Below are 18,883 nucleotides of genomic sequence, written 5' to 3'. Positions count from 1 at the left end.
CCTTACAGCAGCAGCGCGGGGCGGCGCGTAGATTGGGGACATGCGCGGCCGCCAGCCGGTCGTGCGCCTTCCGTTCACTACCACAAGGACAACGATCATGAACTCGATTCGGCGTTTTGGGGTATGCGCGCTCCTCGTCGCGACGGTGGCCAGCCTGTCGGCCTGCGATTCGATGTCGCGACGCCAGCGTGATACGGCAATCGGTGCGGGTGTCGGCGGCGTCGCCGGCGCGGCGATCGGCGGCAACGCGCTGTCGACGCTGGGCGGCGCGGCGGCCGGCGGCATCATCGGTAACCAGGTCGGCAAGTAACGAGTCCGACATCGGCCGGTTGGGCGTCGTCGCCCAGCCGCAGGCCGGCCGGTCCAACGGCGTTTCCGCGGTGCGGAAGCGCCGTTTTCGTATGTCCTGCCGGAACCGGCGCGGCCGCTGCGCCCGGAAATGATCGGTTACCGTTTTTCATGCCGTGTCATCGGTACTCGGCCTAAGCTACAAGCATCTGCCGATAGCCGGCTCCGCCGGAGACACATCATGAACAGGACCTTCGTCGCCGCGGCGCTTGCCTGCACGACGCTTGCCGGCTGCTATTACCCGTACGGCTATTATCCGGGCGGCTATTACACGGCGGCGCCGGTGCCGGTACAGCCCGCGCCCGTGTATGTCGAACCGGCCCCCGCCTACTACTATCCGGCGCCTGCGTATGCGCCGGCATGGGGCGGTTATTGGGGCCCGGCGCTGTCGCTCAATTTCGGCTTCGGCGGACGCGGCGGCTGGCGTCATCACTGATCCGACCGGCCGCGCCGCACGCGGTCGGCCGGCCGCCGCCCGGCGGCAAACCGGCGAAATTCCCGTTTCTTGTCGTTTCATCCGATCATGAAACGACGGTGCGGTCGCGCGGTGTAAGATTCCTCGCATCCCGTCCCCGCCCTCGCCGATCGATGTCGCCCAAGAACGCTTTCCTGCTGACCGTGCTAGCCGCCCTGTGGGGCGCATCCTTCCTGTTCATCCGGGTCGGCGTCGTCGATTTCGGCGTCGCGCCGCTGATGGCGCTGCGTGTGGGCATCGGCGCGCTGTTTCTCGCGGGCTTCGCGCTGACGCGCTTCAAACCCGCCGATCTCGGCGCCCGGCTGCGCCGTCATGCGTGGCCGCTGTTCGTCGTCGGCGCACTGAATTCGGGCATCCCGTTCTGCCTGTTCGCGTTCGCCGAACTGACGCTGTCGGCCGGGTTGACGTCGGTGATCAACGCGACGACGCCGCTGTGGGGCGCGCTCGTCGCTTACCTGTGGCTGAAGGACAAGCTGTCGCTGCCACGCGCGCTCGGCCTCGTGATCGGGTTTGCCGGCGTGCTCACGCTCGTGTGGAACCAGGTCGCGAACGCGCATGGCGACACGGGCGCCAGCGCGACCGTGCTCGCCGCGGCGGCCGCACTCGGCGCGACGCTGCTGTACGGCATCGCGGCCAACTATACGAAACGCAAGCTCAGCGGCGTCGATCCGCTCGTCAACGCAGCCGGCAGCATGATCGGCTCGACCGTGCTGCTGCTGCCGTTCGCGATCGCGACGTGGCCGGCCGCGCCGGTCGGCGTGCACGCATGGGGCGCGGTGCTCGCGCTCGGCGTCGCGTGCACCGGCATCGCGTATTTCATCTTCTTCTACCTGATCGCGCATGTGGGGCCCGCCCGCGCGATTACCGTCACGTTCGTGATTCCCGTGTTCGGGCTGCTGTGGGGCGCGCTGTTCCTCGGCGAACACGTGTCGGCCGTAATGATCGAAGGCTGCGTGATCGTGCTCGTCGGCACCGCGCTCGCCACCGGCGTGATCAAGCGGATTCCGGGCGTCCGACCGCGCGGCGGCGAGGCGACCTGACGATCGGCGCGCGGGGCGCGCACGGACCGCCGCCGGTCGCGCGGCGCTGCCGGTGGCGACGCGACGCGGGTTGGCCGATGCGCCACCGATCGCACCGCAGTGCGCGGGCATTCGTTTCATTCGTCTGACGGCGGCGGTTGGCCGCCGGAATTTCCCGTACCCGCCTGCGCATCGGGCGGCATCGACGCACGGTCATGCCGCCGCGCTGCCGGGATTGTCATCTCCGCCGTCACACGCTTCGTTTCGCGACGGTCATGCACCGGACGCATGCACGCGGCGCCAGTCGACGCACCGCTGCGCACGGGCGGAATCGCGGTGTACCGTTTGCGTCTGGAGTTACCCTGATACGCGCGCCGCGGCAATCCCGTTACACTCGGAAAACTTATCCGCAGAAGGCGTTTCGATGCCCCACGTTCTTTCGCGTCCGCCTGCGCATGCGGCTGCATCGGCGTGGCGGGGCGTCGGCGCCCCGCCGCCCGCTTCCGGGCACCGTTGACATGAAGCCCGCTCGCGACCTGTCGCTCGACGCCCTGCTCGAACGCCTCACGCCGACACCCCACGGCTGGCTCGCCACCTATCGCACCACGACACTGCGCAGCGTGTTCCAGCCCGTGCTGTCGATCACGCACAAGCGCGTCGTCGGCTACGAGGCGCTGCTGCGCGTCGTCGACGCGAACGGTGCGCTGGTGTCGCCCACCGCCCTGTTCGACAAGACGCGCGGCGACGCCGACGCGCTGCTGCTCGACCGGCTCGCGCGCTGCCTGCACACTGCCAACTTCGTCACGCAAGGCATCGGCGACGGCTGGCTGTTCCTGAACGTGACGCCCCGCGTGCTCGACACGGGCCTCGTGCAGCGCGAGTTCGTCGAGGCGCTGTGCCGGCATTTCGCACTGCCGCCGAACCGCATCGTGCTGGAAGTGATCGAACAGCCGGCGCGCGACGAAGCCGCGCTCGCCCGCACGATCGACATGATCCAGCATCGCGATTTCCTGATCGCGATCGACGATTTCGGCACCGGCTTCTCGAACTTCGACCGCGTGTGGCGGGCGCGGCCCGACATCGTGAAGCTCGACCGCTCGCTCGTCGAGCGTTCGACCGGCTCGGCCGACGATCGCCGCATCATGCATCACCTCGTGTCGATGCTGCACCAGGCCGGTGCGATGGTGCTGGCCGAAGGCGTCGAAAGCGACGACGCGCTGCAGGCGCTGATGGAAGCCGACATCGATTTCGTGCAGGGTTTCCAGTTCGGCCAGCCCGACGCATCGATCGCGCACGCGAGCGCGGCGGCGCCCGCGATGCTCGACGCCGCATGGCGGCGCTTCATCGCCCGCCGGCACACGCCGGTGGCCGCCGAGCAGCCGGGCTTCGACGCGATCGAACGGCTCGTGCTCAGTGGCGCGGCCGCGTTTTCGGCGAGCGGCAACCTGCAGGACGCCGCGCAACGCGTGTTCGCGGTGCCGGCCGCGCGTCGCGTGTTCGTGACGGACGAGACCGGCGAACAGTTCCTGCCGTCGATCGGCGCACCGCCCGACGACAGCCAGGCAAGCGTCACCCGTCTCGCCCCGCTATTCCCGGAGACCCACAGCAACTGGTCGCGCCGCCCGTATTTCCAGCGCGCGATCGCCGCCCCCGGCCGCGTCGCGCTGATGGGCCCGCACTTCTCGCTGACGGAAGGCCGCGACTGCTATACGGCCGCCGTCGCGATCCGCGCGCAGAGCCGGCTCGTCGTGTTCTGCGTCGACTTCGTGCTCGACAGCGCCGGAACCGTGATGCGGTAGCCGGCGCGCACGGCGGACGTTCGCTCGCCTGCGACAAGCACCGACCCTTCGTTCGTCAGTCGACCACCTTCCCGCGCCCCGACTTCACCACGCTGCGGCGCGACTTGTGCTCGAGCCGCCGCTCCTTCGACGCGCGCGTCGGCCGCGTCGCGACCCGGGCGCGCGGCGTGTACGCGACGCTGCCGATCAGCGCATCGAGACGAGCGAGCGCGGCCTCGCGATTCTTCTCCTGTGTCCGATATTCCTGCGACTTGATCACGACGATGCCGTCGCGCGTGATGCGCTGGTCGGACAGCGCGAGCAGCCGCTCCTTGAGGACCGGCGGCAGCGACGACGCGCGGATGTCGAAGCGCAGATGAATCGCGCTCGACACCTTGTTGACGTTCTGCCCGCCCGCGCCCTGCGCGCGCACGGCCGTCCATTCGACGTCGGCCGGATCGAGCGTGTAACGGATCATCATCGCGAAGCCTCCATGCGGCGCCGCGCGAGCGCCTCGTCGACGCGGGCAGCGAGCCCCGAATCGCGCTGCGTGCGCGTCGCGACCGCCTGCGCCAGCACGCGCCGCGGCCCGATCACCTGCACGCGCGTGCGCGCGCGCGTGACGGCCGTATAAACGAGCTCGCGCGTCAGCACCCGGCCGAACGACGCGGGCAGCACGAGCGCCGCTTCGTCGAATTCCGAGCCCTGCGACTTGTGCACCGTCAGCGCGAACGCCGTTTCGTGCGGCGGCAGCGCAGCCGGCGACACCGCGCGCGCGGAGCCGTCCGCGCGCCGGAACCACACGCGCAGCACGCCGTGCGCGTCGGGCAGCGCAATGCCGATGTCGCCGTTGAACAGCCCCAGCGCATAGTCGTTGCGCGTGACCATGATCGGCCGCCCGGTGAACCAGTGCGCGCCGACCGCGAGCGGCACGCGCGCCGCATGCCGCATGTGCGCGGCCACCAGCGCATTGACGTGTTCCGCGCCGCGCGAACCGCTGCGGGTCGCGCACAGGATCCGGAACCGGTTGAGCGCGTCGAACAGCGGCAGCGGATCGGGCGCCGGCGCGGCCAGCGCGTCGCGCAACGCGTCGAGGTAGGCGCCGAAGCGCCGTGCGAGCCGCTCGACCGTCGATGACGCCAGCGTGTCGCCCGCATCGTCGTGAAACGATGCGGCTGCCGATTCGTCGGCGGGCAGCGCATCGAGCGCCGCCTGCACGTCGCCGCGGCGGATCGCGAGCGACAGCCGCCCGATCGGCGAATCGAGCCCGAAGCGGTAATTGCGTTCGAGCCACACGACGCAGTCCGCGAGCGGCGCCGACGCCGGTGCGGGCGTGCCGGCGGACGCGGCAGCGGCTTCGCCGGTCAATGGCGATGCAGCCGCCATCGCCACTGCCGATGCAAGTGCCGCGTCGTCCGCGTCGAACGGCGGTAGCTCGACGGCGTCGAGCCATGCGAGGTCGTTGGCCTCGATCCAGGCCGGCGCATTGCTGTCTGGTGCGCCGGCATCGGCCGGTGCCGACTCGGTGGGCTGTGGCGGCGCGATGTCGGCCGTCGACGACACTTCGTCATCCTGCGGTTCGTCGTCGAAGAGCGACGCCTGTCGCGCATCGACTTTCGACGACCGAGGCGCCGATCTGCGTGAAACGGGAGCAGACGCCGATGGCGACGCCGGAGCACGTGCGGAAGCAGGAACCGGATGCGCGGCCGAAATCGCCGCCGCCGGCGCAGCTTCGTCCGGCATCGGCAACGCCGCGACGAACGCCGCCTCGTCGATACCCAGCGCGTGCGCGATGCGCGTGCGCGCCGCGGCGGTGAACGCCGGCCGCGCGCTCAGCTCCGCGAACACGGCGCCGGCCTCGACCGCGGCCAGTTGATCCTTGTCGCCCAGCAACACGAGCCGCGCGCCCGGCGCGAGCGCGTCGAGCAGATGCGCGGCGAGCGCGACGTCGATCATCGACGCCTCATCGACGACGATCAGATCGTACGGCAGAGGATTGTCGCGATGATGCCGGAAACCGGCCGCCCCGCCGCCGCCCAGCAGCCGATGCAGCGTGTACGACGTGTCGGGCAGGCGCGCCGCGAGCTCGGGCGGCAGATCGCCTGCGCGCGCGTGCAGCGCCTCCTGCATCCGCTGCGCGGCCTTGCCGGTCGGTGCGGCCAGCGCGATGCGCAGCCCCGGATGGGCGTCGAGCAGACAGGCCAGCACGCCGACGACGGTCGTCGTCTTGCCCGTGCCCGGCCCGCCGCTGACGATCGTCACGCGGCCCGTCAGCGCGACGATCGCCGCCACGCGCTGCCAGTCGACTTCGCCCGTAGCCGGCCCGAAGTAACGGGCGAGACTGTCGCGCAAGCGGTCGGGCGACAGGCCTTCGTCCGGCGCGGCGACACCGGCCTGCGCGACGAGCGCATCGGCGAGCCGCCGTTCGTAATCGAAATAGCGCGACAGGTACAGGTGATCGAGCCGATCGACGATCAGCGGCCGCTCGTCGCCGCGCGCGAGCGTGCCGAACGCGACCACGCCGCTCGCGGCGAGCGCGGCGCGCACTTCGTCGAGCGGTGCTTCGTAGCGCTGCGCGAGCGCGCCAAGCGCGACGCACACGTGGCCGCCGGCGGTCGCGCGGCTCGTCGCGAACGCGGCGCGCGCCGCCCAGCGCGCCGACGCGGACGGCGCACCGGCTCGCCGCGCGAGGTCGCCGATGCGGCGCGCAAAGCCCTCCGCGAGCGCGATGCCGAAATCGGCCGGCTCGGGCAGCCGCGCGACGAGGCCGCCGGTGAATTCGAGCATGTCGTCGGACGCGGTCATGCGCGGCCCCCTTCCATCATCCGGTCGAGTGCGTCGACGAGCGCACGGGCGGGCCGCCGCGCATGCACGCCGGCCGGCTCGCCGCCGCTGCGCCAGCCGGGCCGCACGCCGCGCACGAACAGGTACAGGTAGCCCGCGATGTGCGTGTCGTAGTCGTAATCGGGCAGCCGGCCGCGCAGGTAACGATGCAGCGCGACCGTATAGAGCAGCGCCTGAAGGTGATACGCGTGATCGGCCATCGCGACGTCGAGCGCGCGCGGGCCATAGGCATCCGGCGTCGTGCCGAGGTGGTTCGACTTCCAGTCGACGATCCAGAAACGGCCGTCGTGTTCGACGATCATGTCGATGAAACCCTTGATGAAACCGGCGAGCGTACCCGCCTCCAGTGCAACGTCCGGATAGCCGTGCGCGACCAGCAGCCGGCGCAGCGCCAGCAGGTCGAGCGACGGCGCCGGAAACAGGAAGCCCATTTCGTCGAGCCGCTTCGCCGGATCGAGATCGACGAGCCGCATGCCCGGCACGAGCTCGGTGTGCACGACGTCGTCGACCAACTGCACCATCATCGCCGGCAGGCGCGTCGCAAGCGCCGGCCCGGCCTCCACCGGCCGGTCGTGCAGCGCGCCGAGCGCGGCCTTGTGCCACGTTTCGGGCGCCGTGAACCGGCTGAGCTCGAACAGGCGGTGCAGGCATTCGCCGGCCGCCGCGCCGCGCGGGAACGCGAGGATGTCGTCGTCCGGCGGGTCGGCCGCGACCATATCGGCCAGCATCGGTTCGCCGTCCGGCGTCACCGCGGCCAGCGCATCGTGATCGGGCCGCAGTTCGTCGTCGGGCACGGCCGCGACGCCCGCCTCCTCGCGCGCCATCGACGCGGTCAGCGAGCTGAAGCTCGCCATTCGCCACGCATCGCGCAGCACGCGCGTCGCATGACGCGCCGCGAGCGTCTGCGACGCGTCGTGCCCGGCCGCGAGACGCTCGCGGCGCGCAGGCACGGGCAACGGCGCGACGCTCACGGGGCCGCCCGCAAGCGCGCGCCACGCCGCATCGAGCGCGGCTTCGTCGGGCGGCTCGTCGAGCCACGCATCGAACGCAAGGCCGGCGCCCGCGACGAGCCAGTTGAGCACGCTACGCCGCGCTTCGCGCGTCGAGCGCGACGACAGGTAGGGCCCGGCCACGACATAGCAGCGATACACCGCACGCGTGAGCGCCACGTAGACGAGCCGCGCGCGCTCCGCGGCCTGCTCGCGCAACGCCTGCCGCGCCGCGTGCGCGGCCGCTTCGTCGTCGCATCCGTAATGCAGCACCGCATCGCCCGCGTCGTCGTGATACTCGCGCGCATCGGGCAGCGCGGACGACGGGGGCTCGCGCAGGCCGCCGTCGTTCAGGAACGGACAGAACACGACCGCGTATTCGAGCCCCTTCGACTTGTGCACCGTGACGATCTGCACGAGGTTGCGATCGGATTCGAGCCGCAGTTGCGCTTCCTCGCCGCCGCCGTCGAGCCGTTGCGCGGCGAGCCAGCGCAGCGTCGGCGCGATGCCCGGCTGCGCGGACGCACGCGCCTGCGTCAACTCGGCCAGATGGTTGATGTCGGTCACGCGGCGCTCGCCGTCCGCACCGGCCATCAGCCGCTCGGCGATCCGCAGCTCGCGCGTGAACGTGCGCCACATCACCGCGAAGCCGCGTTCGCGCCACAGCAGCCGATACCGCGAGAAGCGTTCGACCCAGCTCATCGCGTCGGCGCCGTCGGCCGCCGATGCACCGGGTGGCGCATCGCCGTCGCCTTGCTCCATGCGCCACAGCGCGCCGGCATCGAGCCCGAACCAGTCGGACGCGAGCGCCGCGCGCAGGCGCCGCAGGTCGCCCGGTGCATCGATCGCCGCCAGCACGCGTTCGAGCTGCTCGGCGTCGCCGGTCGAGAACACCGACGCCTGCGCCAGCTCGACGCTCCCGATGCCCCACGTCGCGAGCACGCGCTTCACGAGACTGCCCTGCCGGTGCGTCTGCACGAGCACCGCGATGTCGCCCGGCGACAGCGGCGTGTCGCCCAGCCGCACGCGCCCGTCCCGCGCGCCGCGCATCAGCCGCGCGATCTCGGCCGCGCAAGCCTGGGCAGCCTGCGCTTGCGCATCGCGCTTGTGCAGCGTGCCCTCGCCGCCCGGCAGCGCCCATACGCGGAAATCGCCGGCCGGACCCGGATCGGTTTCGTCGACGAACGGCGCACGCACGCGCGTGCCGGCGCGCACCGCGTAATAGTCGAGCCCGTCGAGCACGAACGCGCGCGGATTCGACATGAAGAAACGGTTGCATGCGTCGACGATCGCGGGCGTCGAGCGCTGGTTCACCGCGAGCGTGTAGCACGCGCTCGCCCGCGCGCGCGCGGCGAGATAGGTATGCAGATCGGCCGCGCGGAAACTGTAGATCGCCTGTTTCGGATCGCCGACGAGGAACAGCGGGCCGCCCGGCGCGAAGATCCGGTCGAAGATCGCGAACTGCAACGGATCGGTATCCTGAAACTCGTCGATCAACGCGGCCGGATAGCGTGCGCGCAGCGTCTCGGCGAGCCACGGATGCGCGTGCAGCGCGTGATACAGGTTCGCGAGCAGATCGTCGAACGACACGACGCGCCGCGTGCGCTTGCGCTCGGCCAGCTCGCCCGGCGCCATGTCGAGCCATTCGGCGATCAGCGCGAGCCAGCGCGCGCGCTGCGCGGCCTCGGCGGCGGCCACCGCCGCTTCGAGCGCGTCGGCCACGTCGAAGAACGCGTGGGCGGGTGTCGCGCCGCCTTTTTTGGTCGCCTTGGTCAGCGCGGTTTGCGTGAGCTTCAACGCGGCTTTCGGCAGCGCGGCCGTCGCGTCGCCCTGCTCGAAATGCACGGCCCACGCGGCGAGCGCATCGGCGACCGCATCGGGCTTGTGCGAGCGCTGATTGAGCGCCGGCTGCGCGGCATGCAGCAACGCATCGATCGCGTCGCGCTCGGCCGCCCACATCCGCGCCGCCTCGGCGAAGCATTCGGCCGCCGCCGCTTCCGCCGATTCGTCCGGCTCGGTCACGCCGTCCCAGCGCAGCGCGGCGAGCGGCTTCTTCAGCCGGCGTGCGAGCTGCGCATCGAGCGCGGCCGGGCCGGCGCCCGATTCGACGAGCCAGGTCGCGAAGCCCGGCCAGCGCGCGGCCGCCGGTTCGACGCGCGTGCGCCAGAAATCCGCCGCGAGTTCGAAGCGCAGCGACGCATCGTCGGCCTCCATGTCGAACGCGAACGGCATCGCCGCCGCGAACGGCGCTTCCTGCAGCGCGCGCTGGCAAAACGCGTGGATCGTATGGATCGCGGCCTGGTCGAACGCGCGCAGCGCGCGGCGGATCCGCTTCACGGCCGTCTCGGCGTCGAGCGCGCCGCCTTCGCCGAGCGTGGTCTCCAGCAGGCGCGCGATGAACGGATCGCCGCCGTCGTCGCCCGTGTCGAGCGCATGCGCAAGCTGTGCGAGCCGGCTGCGAATCCGCTCGTGCAGCTCGGCCGTCGCCGCTTTCGTGAAGGTCACGACGAGGATTTCGTCCGCGCCGAGATCCTTTTCGAGCAGCAGGCGCACGTACAGCGCGCAGATGTTCCAGGTCTTGCCGGTGCCGGCCGACGCCTCGATCTGGTTGACGCCGTCGAGCGGGCACGCGAACACGTCGAGTTCGAGCGCCGGCTGCTGCGACACGGCACTCATGCGACCTCCTTCAGATGCTCGACGAGCGGTTCGAACACGAGCCGCGCGAGCGTGCCGAACGGCTCGTCGAGCGACGGATGCGCACCGCGCCACGCGATCGCGATGGCCGGATCGTCGGCTTCGCTCACGACCCGCTCGTTGATCCACACGCTCGCGGCCTTGGCCTCGCCGTCGGATACCCTTGCCCACGCACTGCGCGGGAAAAACCGCAGCGGCATGCGTCGACCCGCGCGAAACAGCGCGGCCAGCGGCGCGAGCCGGTCGAGCGGCGCCGCCACCGGCGTCAGCTCGAACGCGCCGCCGCTGCCGAACCACAGCGTGCGGCGCGGGCCGCCGGGCTCGATCGCGCAGTAGACGAGATGTGCGAGCCACGCGGACAGGTAGTCGCGCGCGCTCGGCCGCGCATAGCGATAGATGACCTGCCCGGCCGGTGTCAGCCGGTTCAGCGTGCCGTGCAATTCGAATGGCGCGCGCACCGCATCGGCCGCCAGCATCGCGTCGTCGGCGCCGAACAGCGCCTGCTCGGTGTCGGGCCACTTCGGCACGACGATGAGCGAGAACGGCCGTCGCTCGATGCCGTCGGCCAGCGCATGGCGCACGTTCGACGCAAGCTGCGTCATCGAACCGAGTGCCTGGTCGCGCCACACCGCGCCCGTCGCGCCGCCGGGCAACTCCGGGCTCGCGTCCGCAATGCGCAGCGCGTGATCGTGCACGCCGCCGTCGCCTGCTTCGATCAGCAGCGGCAGCACGCGCTCGGCCAGCGCGTCGCTGCCGGCAAAGTCGAGCGCGAACGGCTCGGTATCGAGCAGTTCGGCCTGCGCGTCGGCCAGCACGATGCCGAGCCGGCCGCGCAGCAACGCACGCGCCGGATGCCGCCAGAAACGTTCGAATTCGCCGAACGCGACGGGCTCGACCGGCTCGGCCGGCAGCGGCTGCGCGAAGAAAGCTTGCTCGCGCGGCCCGTCGCGCGACGCTTCGGCAGCCAGCAGCGACGCGAGCGTCGCCCGCTCGGCGTCGTACGACACGAGATCGCTGCCCGGCTGGAAATACGCGGCCGCGAACGGTTGCAGCGGATGCTCGACGATGAACGCGCGGCGCGCGGCGTCGACCGCGTCCGGTGCGGCGCCGGGCCCGGCCGTGACGTCCGCCAGATGATCGAGCAGTTCGTCGACGAGCGCCGCGGGCGGCAACGGCGCATTGTCGCGAATGCTGCGGCCCGTATAGGCGATCAGCAACCGGTCGCGTGCGGCCAGCAGCAAATCGAGAAACAGATTGCGCTCGTCGTCGCGCCGCTGCCGGTCGCCCAGCTTCGGCAGCACGGCCATCAGGTCGAATTCGTCCGCACGCGCGAGGCTCGGCAGCACGCCGTCGTCCATCCCGAGCAGGCAGACGACGCGATACGGCAGCCCGCGCAGGCTCGTCAGCGACGAGAACGTGACGCCGCCCCACGGCACGCCGCCGCGGGCCGGATCGTCGAGCGCCGCCGCGAGCCCCGCGCGGACGACGGCCGCCGGCAAGGCCTCGTCGGGCGCGCCCTCCGTCATCGCGGCCAGCATCGCGTCGAGCGCGTCGCGCACACCGGCCAGCGCGTCGGCATACGCGGCGCCCGAATCGAAGAAGCGCGCGAGCGTGTCGCCAAACAGTTCGCTCCAGCCGCGCGGCGTGTGCGATTCCGCGAGCCGCCGCGCGAAGCCGTCGAGATCGTCGGTGAAGCGCGCGAGCCGGCCGAGCAGTTCGGCCTCGCTGCCGGTGGCCGCCTCGATCGGCAGCCATGCACCGATCGGCGCCGCGCCTTCGGGCATCGCATAGCCGAGAAAGAGCCGCGCGAGCGCATCGGAGAACGTATGGCGCGGCGCGGGCACGGCCGCGTCGTCGCTCGCGAGCGGCGACAGCCCGCGCCGCGCGCCGGCGGCCGCGAGCCAGGTCTGCACCGTTTCGAGCGCGGCCGCGTCGATGTCGTAGCGCGCGGCCACCGCATCCACGCGCAGCCATTCGACCAACTCCGGCGCGCCGACCTGCCGCTCCGGCAACGCGAGCCAGTCGAGCAGCACGCGCGCGACCGGGTTCGCCTGCGACGGCGGCAGGCCGGTGATCCGGTAAGGCACCCGCGCGCCGCCGGCGCCGGCCGTGCCGAACACCGCGTCGATCAGCGGCCCGGCCGCGGCGAGATCGGCCACCGCGACGAGCACGTCGGACGGCTGCAGGCTCGCATCGGCGTCGAACCACGCGAGCAGCCGGTCGTGCAGCACCTCGAGCTGGCGCGCGAGGCTGTGGCACACGTGCACCTCGATTCCGCGCTCGACCAGCGTGTCGCCGATTTCGGCTTCCGGCTGCAGCTCGAGGATCGCGTTCTGCACGCGCGCGAGCCAGGTGGATGCGGGATTTTCGACGAAACGCGACGCATCGCCCGACGCGGCGCTTTCGGTCAGCTCATGCAGCATGTGCAATTGCGCCTGCGTCTGCCTGCCCCATTCGGCGAGCAGCGGATGGCCGACTTCCTGGTAGTCGCGCCGCCCGGCCGCATCGAGCGCCTCGGCGTGCGCGGCGGTCACGATGTCGAACCAGAATTCGCGGCACGGGTTCAGCGCGTAGACACGCACGTCGATCCAGCGCGACAGTTCGCGCAGCAGCGCGACGTGCAGCGGCGGCATCGTCGGCAGCGCGAACACGCTGACCGATTCGGGCCAGTCGGCGCGTGCGACCGCCTCGGCATCGAGATGGCGCGCCTCGACGAGGAAACGGTGCGCCGGCGGCGTGCCGCTGTCGCTCAGCTCGGCCAGCAGCGCACGCCACAGCGCGGCCTGCCAGCGTTCGTCGTCGCGCGCGGCGTCGCTGATCCCGCGCGGCGCGCCGTCGCCCGCGAGCACCGATTCGCCGGCCTGCCACGCGGCCAGCCATTCGGGGCGATAGGTCAGGTAGTGATCGAGCACGGCCGCGACGCGATGGGCCAGTTCGTAGCGCATCGCGTCGTCGGAGGCCGACAGATACGCGGCCAGCCGCGGCGACGCGAGCCACGGCGCGTCGCCTGCCGGCTCCGCGAACAGCCGGTAGCAGCGCCACACGAGCCGGTCGGGCGCGAACGGCGAACGCGCGGGCACCGTCAGCACGCGGCCGATCTGCGCCCACAGCCATTGCGCGAGATAGGTGAACTCGACGTTCGCGCACACGCCATTGCGCGCGGCGATGTCGAGCTCGAGGCGGCGGCGCAGCGCCGCGCTCGGCACGATGACCTGTTGCGGCGCCCACGGGCCGTTGCGGGCCGGGAACGCGGCCAGATCCTCGAGCAGCGCGTCGGCCAGCGTTTCGTGACGGTTCGAATAGAAAAGATGGAGCATGAAGCGGGCGTCGGAACCTCGCACCGGCGGGGCCGGGCGAACAGGATCACCAAGGATAGCAAATGGGCCGCCGCCGCGAACCTCGGCCGGAAAGCCAGCTTTTACGAGACGCGAAATACGATAGACTCGTCGCCAGTCAATACGCCGCCCCGGGCGTCTTCGTCTGTCATTCAGCTCATCGATGCGCTATTCGGTCGAAATCAGAAAGTTTTTCTACAGCCAGTACTTTTTCGGCGGCCTGCGGATCGCGGTCGGCGTGTCGCTGCCGGCCGTGTTGTGCCTGATCGTGTTTCACAACCGGGAGCTCGGCTTCACGATCTCGACGGGCGCGCTCGGCGCGTGCGTCGTCGACATGCCGGGCCCGCTCAAGTACAAGCACAACGAAATGCTCGCGTGCAGCGTGATCGGCTTCCTCGCCGCGCTCGCCACCGGCCTCGCGACCCCGAACATCTTCGCGCTGTGGCTCACGATCGTGCCGCTCACGTTCGTGCTGTCGCTGATCGTCGTCTACGGCAACCGCTGGCCGCAGATCAGCTTCGCGACGCTGTTCATGATGGTGATGACGCTCGAGGAGAAATTCACGCCGCTGCAGGCGTTCGTCAACGCCGGCTGGATTCTCGCGGGCGGCCTCTGGTACACGTACTGGGCCACGCTCGTGTCGCAATGGCAGGCGCGTCGGATCGAGCAGCAGGCGCTGGCCGAAAGCCTGTTCGCCTGTGCCGACTACCTGCTCGCGCGCGCGCAGTTCTACGATCTCGACGCCGATCTCGACGAGTGCTACCGCAATCTCGTCGCGAAGCAGATCACCGCGGTCGAAACGCAGGAAACCGCGCGCGACATCGTGCTGCGCAACCTGCCGAAACTGCGGCGCGGCAAGCTCGATCCCGGCCGCACGACGATGTACAACCTGTTCATCAACAGCGTCGACCTGCACGAGCTGTTCGTCGGCGCGCACACCGATTATCCGCTCGTGCGCAACACGTTCGGCGGAACGGACCTGATCATTTTCTATCGCGACCTGATCCGCAAGGCCGCCGCCGATCTCGAGGAGGTCGGCCTCGCGGTGCTCGAAAACCGCGCGCCGCATTCGCACATCAGCGTGAAGGCCGAGCTGCGCGCGATCGAGTACGAGATCGAGCTGATGCGCAAGAAGAACTTCGCGGCCACCAACCCGGAAGCGTATGCGGCCGTGCTCGCGACGTTCCGGCGCATCTGGAGCGCGACGCGCCTGATCGACCGGATGCGCCGCAACCTGTCGGGCCGTGCCGATCCGCAGCAAACCGAACTGAAGATCGACAAGGCGCTCACGCGCTTCCTGCAGCGCCGCCGCATGTCGCCGCTGCTGATCTTCTCGAACCTGAACATGCGCTCGCCGAGCTTTCGCCATGCGCTGCGCGTGACGATCGCCGTCGCGGTCGGCTTCTGGATCGGCCGGCTGCTGCCGCTCACGAACGCGTACTGGATCGTGATGACCACCATCATCATCCTGAAGCCCGGCTACTCGCTGACCAAGCAGCGCAACGCGGCGCGTATCGTCGGCACGCTGATCGGCTGCGCGGCGAGCGTCGCGCTGATCTACACGGTCAAGGATACGCACCTGCTGATCGCGATCATGTTCGGGTCGATGGTGATGAGCTACAGCCTGCTGCTGTTCAACTATGCGGCGAGCGTCGTGTTCACGTCGTCATACGTGCTGCTGATGTTCCACCTGCTCGCGCCGGGCAGCATGCGGATCATCGGCGAGCGCGCGATCGACACGGTGGTCGGCTGCATGATCGCGATCGCGGCGAGCCGGCTGTTCCCGTACTGGGAATACCGGTTGATGGGCAAGCTCGTCACCGACATGCTGACGTCCACCCGCAAGTATTTCGAGGCCGTATGGCGCGCCGGGCGCGGCATGTCGCCGCCGCCGGTGCCGACCGCCGACGGCGCTGCCGTCGTCGCGGGCGTCGCGGCCGCGATCGAGTCGCCGACGGCCAGCCTCGAGGACGACTACCGCTACCGCCTCGCCCGCAAGGACGTGCACATCGCGTTCGCGAACCTCGGGCAGGCGTTCCAGCGGATGATGATCGAGCCGAAGGCGCACCAGCGCTTCGTGCCCGAACTGAACGACCTGCTCGTGCAGACGCACGTGCTCGGCGCGCAGATCACGGCCGCCGCGCCGCTGATCCGCAGCGCATGCGCGGCCGATGGCGGCCTCGTTCACGACGACGCGCTGCAGCGCGGCCTCGCCGCCGTGCTCGACAATCTCGAGAAGGCCGAGGCCGGCGAGCCGCCGCCCGCCGACCAGCTCGAAGCGTCGAAGCAGATCACGCGCGATCTCGATGCGATGGTCGTGTCCGCGGAAAAATCCGATGCGGTCGGCGCCGAGCTCACGCACGACCTGAAGGTGCTCGCGCACCAGTGCAAGCAGATGCTCGCGTCGTCGCTGCTGATCCGCAAGGATGCGAGCGTGATCCGCCTGCCTGCCTGACCTCCGTATGTCCACGCCGGCAGGCCGGCCCGCGCACGCCGCGGCTCGGCCACCGGCGCGCTTCGATTCAACCCTCTCCCGAAGCATGCTCCACCGCGCATTCAGCGCGCGACCGCCCCACGCCCCGTTCTGCTCGCCGCGCCAGTCAGGGAATACCCGATTCCGGTCACCGGCTCCGGCTTGTTATCATTCGTTCACATTCAAGTTGTATAGACAACTTGACGCATTCGAACCGGCCCCGCTCGCCAGGTTCGTCGCATAACGATATCGGAGACTCCTTGACGCCCTCTCCCGCCTAAAGGCGGAAGATTCCCACACCTGGCGATGCACGTCCGCATCGGAGAATGTTCAACGCAGCGTTGGTATCTCGATCATGTTCGACACCACAGTCACTACAGGCCCACTCTCTTATTCGCAGTCCCGCGATACCTTTCGGCCGCGTCGTGCTGTCTTTCGACCCGCACGACGAACAGGACTGGGTCGAACCGCTTTCGTCGACTTCCTCGAACGTGGCCCCGTGCGCGATCGCTTTGTAGCGGAGCTTGTTTCGGAAAGACGACCAGGATGCGTCGTAGACGCTCTTCGCCATCCTGGTCCTGGCGAGTTTGGTTGCCGACACGTTGCCGACCGCGATGTAATCGAAACGCCACACCAGCTCGAGCGCGAGCTTGTGCTGGAAATCGGCTCGGGCATTCGCGATCTTGGCGTGCAGCTTCGCGATATGTCGCTTGTGCTTTCGCGCCCGTTGCGCTTTCGCCAGCTTTTCCGCCGCTCGTCGACCGAACTGGTCATTGGGCAGTTTCTCGCCGGTCGAAAGTGTGGCGAAGTCTTTCAGGCCGAGATCAATGCCCACACCGGAACGGACCGGGCGAGCCTGAACATCCGGCATCTCGATCACGATGTTGAGAAACCAATTGCCGCGCGCATCCTGCGCAAAGTTGGTTCCATCCTTAATCTTGCCTTCGGGAAGCGGTCGACTGTTGAACACCCGAAAAGTATTTCCGGCAAAGCGAAACGCGCCGCCCTCGCGCTTCAGGTCACGCCCCTTCAGCGGCACCCAGCCCAGCGATTTCCTGCCGCGATAGCGCAGGTAGGGCCGACGGCGCTGGCTGCGCGACTTCGCGTATTGCTCGCACGTCGCGTTGACCGTACCGGAATGAATACCGAATTCCTTGCTGCTCCCCGTCGTCAGCACGTTCAAGTCGAATCCCGTCGGCCACTTCTTGCTCCACTTGAGCGCGTGCTTCTGCGTGTCGTTGCAGAAGTTCCAGACGTAGTTCACCGCGCGGCTCTGCTTGTTAAGCAGTCCGTTGAGCGATTTCACCCGGTAGCGGTAGACAAGGATCATGCCGGTGATCCTAACCCGTGGAAGAAGCTACCTGTCAACAGCACCCCTTTCCTTCCCGCCATCAATGGCGGAGTTTCGCGGAGCAAATTCTGATGAAAAACCTGCAGCGCCACCTGAGCGCGCGGCACATCCGCTTTCTCGCGCTGGGCTCGGCGATCGGCACGGGCCTGTTCTACGGTTCGGCGTCCGCGATCCAGCTCGCGGGCCCGGCCGTGATCCTCGCGTACATCCTGGGCGGCGCGGCCGTCTACATGGTGATGCGCGCGCTCGGCGAGATGGCCGTGCGCGAACCCGTCGCCGGCTCGTTCGGCCACTACGCGACCGAGAACCTCGGCCCGTTCGCGGGCTTTGTCACCGGCTGGACCTACACGCTCGAAATGGTGATCGTCGCGATCGCCGACATCACCGCATTCGGCATCTACATGGGTTTCTGGTTTCCGGACGTGCCGCAATGGATCTGGGTGCTCGGCGTCGTCGCGGTCATCTGCGGGCTGAACCTGTGCCACGTGAAGGTGTTCGGCGAGCTCGAATTCTGGCTGTCGATCATCAAGGTCGGCGCGATCGTCGCGATGATCGGCGGCGGCGTCGCGATCCTGCTGACCGGCATGCACTTCGGCCATTCGGCCGACGTGCCGACCTTTGCCAACCTGTGGAACCGTGGCGGCTTCTTCCCGAACGGCGTCGGCGGGCTGATCGCGTCGCTGTCGGTCGTGATCTTCGCGTACGGCGGGATCGAGGTGATCGGGATGAGCGCCGGCGAGGCGAAGGACCCGGAACGCGTGATTCCGCGCGCGATCAACGCGGTGCCCGCGCGGATCCTGCTGTTCTACGTGCTGACGATGGTCGTGCTGATGTCGATCAGCCCGTGGACCGGCGTCGGCAGCGACGGCAGCCCGTTCGTGCAGATCTTCTCGGCGCTCGGCGTGAAGTCGGCCGCGACGATCCTGAATCTCGTCGTGATCAGCGCGGCGATCTCGGCGATCAACAGCGACATCTTCGGCGCGGGCCGGATGATGTTCGGGATGGCGCGGCAAGGCCAGGCGCCGCGCGTGCTGACGACGACGTCGCGCCACGGCGTGCCGTGGGTCACGGTGCTCGTGATGGCCGGCGCGCTGCTGGTCGGCGTGCTGCTCAACTACCTGATGCCGAAGGACGTCTTCCTGGTGGTCGCCGCGATCGCGACGTTCGCGACCGTGTGGGTCTGGCTGATGATCCTGCTGTCGCAGGTGGCGATGCGTCGCCGGCTGTCGAACGCCGAAGTCGCCGCGCTGAAGTTCAAGGTGCCGCTGTGGCCCGTCGCGCCGGCGCTGACGATCGCCTTCATGGGCTTCGTGATCGTGATGCTCGGCTGGTTCGACGATACGCGCGTCGCGCTCTACGTGGGCGCGGCGTGGCTCGCGCTGCTCGCGGCCGTGTTCTACGCACGGATCCGCCCGAAATTCGCCGCTGCGTCACGTTGACGCACGGCTGAGCTGCCGATGCGGCGCGCCGGTTCCGGCGCGTCTTCTGCCGTCCCGGTTCCGCGCGGCGCCCGTCGCGCCGGCAACCGCGGATCGACTCCGTTCACATGCCCCGCACGCGACCCGCCGGGCCGCGCA

Annotated in this window: 11 protein-coding genes; 6 read left to right on the top strand and 5 right to left on the bottom strand. The window is 69.6% G+C overall.

Features of this window, described 5'->3' with window-relative positions:
• Window positions 1-97: 97 nt before the first annotated feature.
• The 4 genes from KR541_RS05725 to KR541_RS05710 all read left to right on the top strand — a co-directional run bounded on the left by KR541_RS05725 (window position 98) and on the right by KR541_RS05710 (window position 3,641).
• Window positions 98-310, top strand: a complete 213-nt coding sequence (locus KR541_RS05725) for a glycine zipper 2TM domain-containing protein (protein WP_011545020.1) — start codon at window positions 98-100, stop codon at window positions 308-310.
• Between the two features lie 219 nt (window positions 311-529).
• Window positions 530-784 (top strand): hypothetical protein, encoded by a 255-nt coding sequence (locus KR541_RS05720; protein ID WP_124680222.1) that lies wholly within the window; start codon window positions 530-532, stop codon window positions 782-784.
• A 152-nt stretch (window positions 785-936) separates the two neighbouring features.
• A complete protein-coding gene (locus KR541_RS05715; RefSeq protein WP_216089404.1) occupies window positions 937-1,863 on the top strand; it encodes a DMT family transporter in 927 nt (308 codons plus the stop codon).
• 497 nt (window positions 1,864-2,360) lie between these two features.
• Complete coding sequence (locus KR541_RS05710; protein ID WP_050015104.1) at window positions 2,361-3,641, top strand: sensor domain-containing phosphodiesterase; 1,281 nt, start codon at window positions 2,361-2,363, stop codon at window positions 3,639-3,641.
• A 55-nt stretch (window positions 3,642-3,696) separates the two neighbouring features.
• Here KR541_RS05710 and arfB read toward each other — a convergent pair whose 3' ends face one another.
• Genes arfB through recC form a run of 4 tightly spaced genes read right to left on the bottom strand, consistent with a single transcriptional unit; the run spans window position 3,697 to window position 13,464 of the window.
• Window positions 3,697-4,101: an alternative ribosome rescue aminoacyl-tRNA hydrolase ArfB gene (gene arfB / locus KR541_RS05705; protein ID WP_050015102.1), complete on the bottom strand. Its 405-nt coding sequence runs from the start codon at window positions 4,099-4,101 to the stop codon at window positions 3,697-3,699.
• Complete coding sequence (locus KR541_RS05700) at window positions 4,098-6,425, bottom strand: AAA family ATPase (protein ID WP_216089403.1); 2,328 nt, start codon at window positions 6,423-6,425, stop codon at window positions 4,098-4,100. The genes arfB and KR541_RS05700 overlap by 4 nt, the downstream gene beginning before the upstream one ends.
• A complete protein-coding gene (recB, locus tag KR541_RS05695) occupies window positions 6,422-10,129 on the bottom strand; it encodes an exodeoxyribonuclease V subunit beta (RefSeq protein ID WP_216089402.1) in 3,708 nt (1,235 codons plus the stop codon). The genes KR541_RS05700 and recB overlap by 4 nt, the downstream gene beginning before the upstream one ends.
• Window positions 10,126-13,464 (bottom strand): exodeoxyribonuclease V subunit gamma, encoded by a 3,339-nt coding sequence (recC, locus tag KR541_RS05690; protein WP_050015096.1) that lies wholly within the window; start codon window positions 13,462-13,464, stop codon window positions 10,126-10,128. The genes recB and recC overlap by 4 nt, the downstream gene beginning before the upstream one ends.
• Window positions 13,465-13,645: 181 nt before the next feature.
• On the opposite strand from recC, the gene KR541_RS05685 reads away from it, so the two are divergent.
• A complete protein-coding gene (locus KR541_RS05685; RefSeq protein WP_050015094.1) occupies window positions 13,646-15,937 on the top strand; it encodes an FUSC family protein in 2,292 nt (763 codons plus the stop codon).
• 295 nt (window positions 15,938-16,232) lie between these two features.
• On the opposite strand, the gene KR541_RS05680 is transcribed toward KR541_RS05685, so the two are convergent.
• Window positions 16,233-17,285: an RNA-guided endonuclease InsQ/TnpB family protein gene (locus tag KR541_RS05680; RefSeq protein ID WP_204383747.1), complete on the bottom strand. Its 1,053-nt coding sequence runs from the start codon at window positions 17,283-17,285 to the stop codon at window positions 16,233-16,235.
• Between the two features lie 92 nt (window positions 17,286-17,377).
• Here KR541_RS05680 and KR541_RS05675 point away from each other — a divergent pair, with 92 nt between their 5' ends.
• Window positions 17,378-18,745, top strand: coding sequence for an amino acid permease (locus KR541_RS05675; RefSeq protein ID WP_050011359.1), 1,368 nt, complete (start codon window positions 17,378-17,380; stop codon window positions 18,743-18,745).
• Window positions 18,746-18,883: the final 138 nt, after the last annotated feature.

The sequence above is a fragment of the Burkholderia sola genome (genome assembly GCF_905400185.1).
GTDB classification, from domain to species: domain Bacteria; phylum Pseudomonadota; class Gammaproteobacteria; order Burkholderiales; family Burkholderiaceae; genus Burkholderia; species Burkholderia sola.
The sequence above is the reverse complement of the archived record's forward strand: the minus strand, read 5'-3'. Positions and strand labels throughout refer to the sequence as shown.

What these genes read in the sequence shown, in the direction of transcription:
- KR541_RS05725 (WP_011545020.1), top strand. Translation starts at nt 98, where the DNA reads ATGAACTCGATTCGGCGTTTTGGGGTATGCGCGCTCCTCGTCGCGACG.
- KR541_RS05720 (WP_124680222.1), top strand. Translation starts at nt 530, where the DNA reads ATGAACAGGACCTTCGTCGCCGCGGCGCTTGCCTGCACGACGCTTGCC.
- KR541_RS05715 (WP_216089404.1), top strand. Translation starts at nt 937, where the DNA reads ATGTCGCCCAAGAACGCTTTCCTGCTGACCGTGCTAGCCGCCCTGTGG.
- KR541_RS05710 (WP_050015104.1), top strand. Translation starts at nt 2,361, where the DNA reads ATGAAGCCCGCTCGCGACCTGTCGCTCGACGCCCTGCTCGAACGCCTC.
- arfB (WP_050015102.1), bottom strand. Translation starts at nt 4,101, where the DNA reads ATGATGATCCGTTACACGCTCGATCCGGCCGACGTCGAATGGACGGCC.
- KR541_RS05700 (WP_216089403.1), bottom strand. Translation starts at nt 6,425, where the DNA reads ATGACCGCGTCCGACGACATGCTCGAATTCACCGGCGGCCTCGTCGCG.
- recB (WP_216089402.1), bottom strand. Translation starts at nt 10,129, where the DNA reads ATGAGTGCCGTGTCGCAGCAGCCGGCGCTCGAACTCGACGTGTTCGCG.
- recC (WP_050015096.1), bottom strand. Translation starts at nt 13,464, where the DNA reads ATGCTCCATCTTTTCTATTCGAACCGTCACGAAACGCTGGCCGACGCG.
- KR541_RS05685 (WP_050015094.1), top strand. Translation starts at nt 13,646, where the DNA reads ATGCGCTATTCGGTCGAAATCAGAAAGTTTTTCTACAGCCAGTACTTT.
- KR541_RS05680 (WP_204383747.1), bottom strand. Translation starts at nt 17,285, where the DNA reads ATGATCCTTGTCTACCGCTACCGGGTGAAATCGCTCAACGGACTGCTT.
- KR541_RS05675 (WP_050011359.1), top strand. Translation starts at nt 17,378, where the DNA reads ATGAAAAACCTGCAGCGCCACCTGAGCGCGCGGCACATCCGCTTTCTC.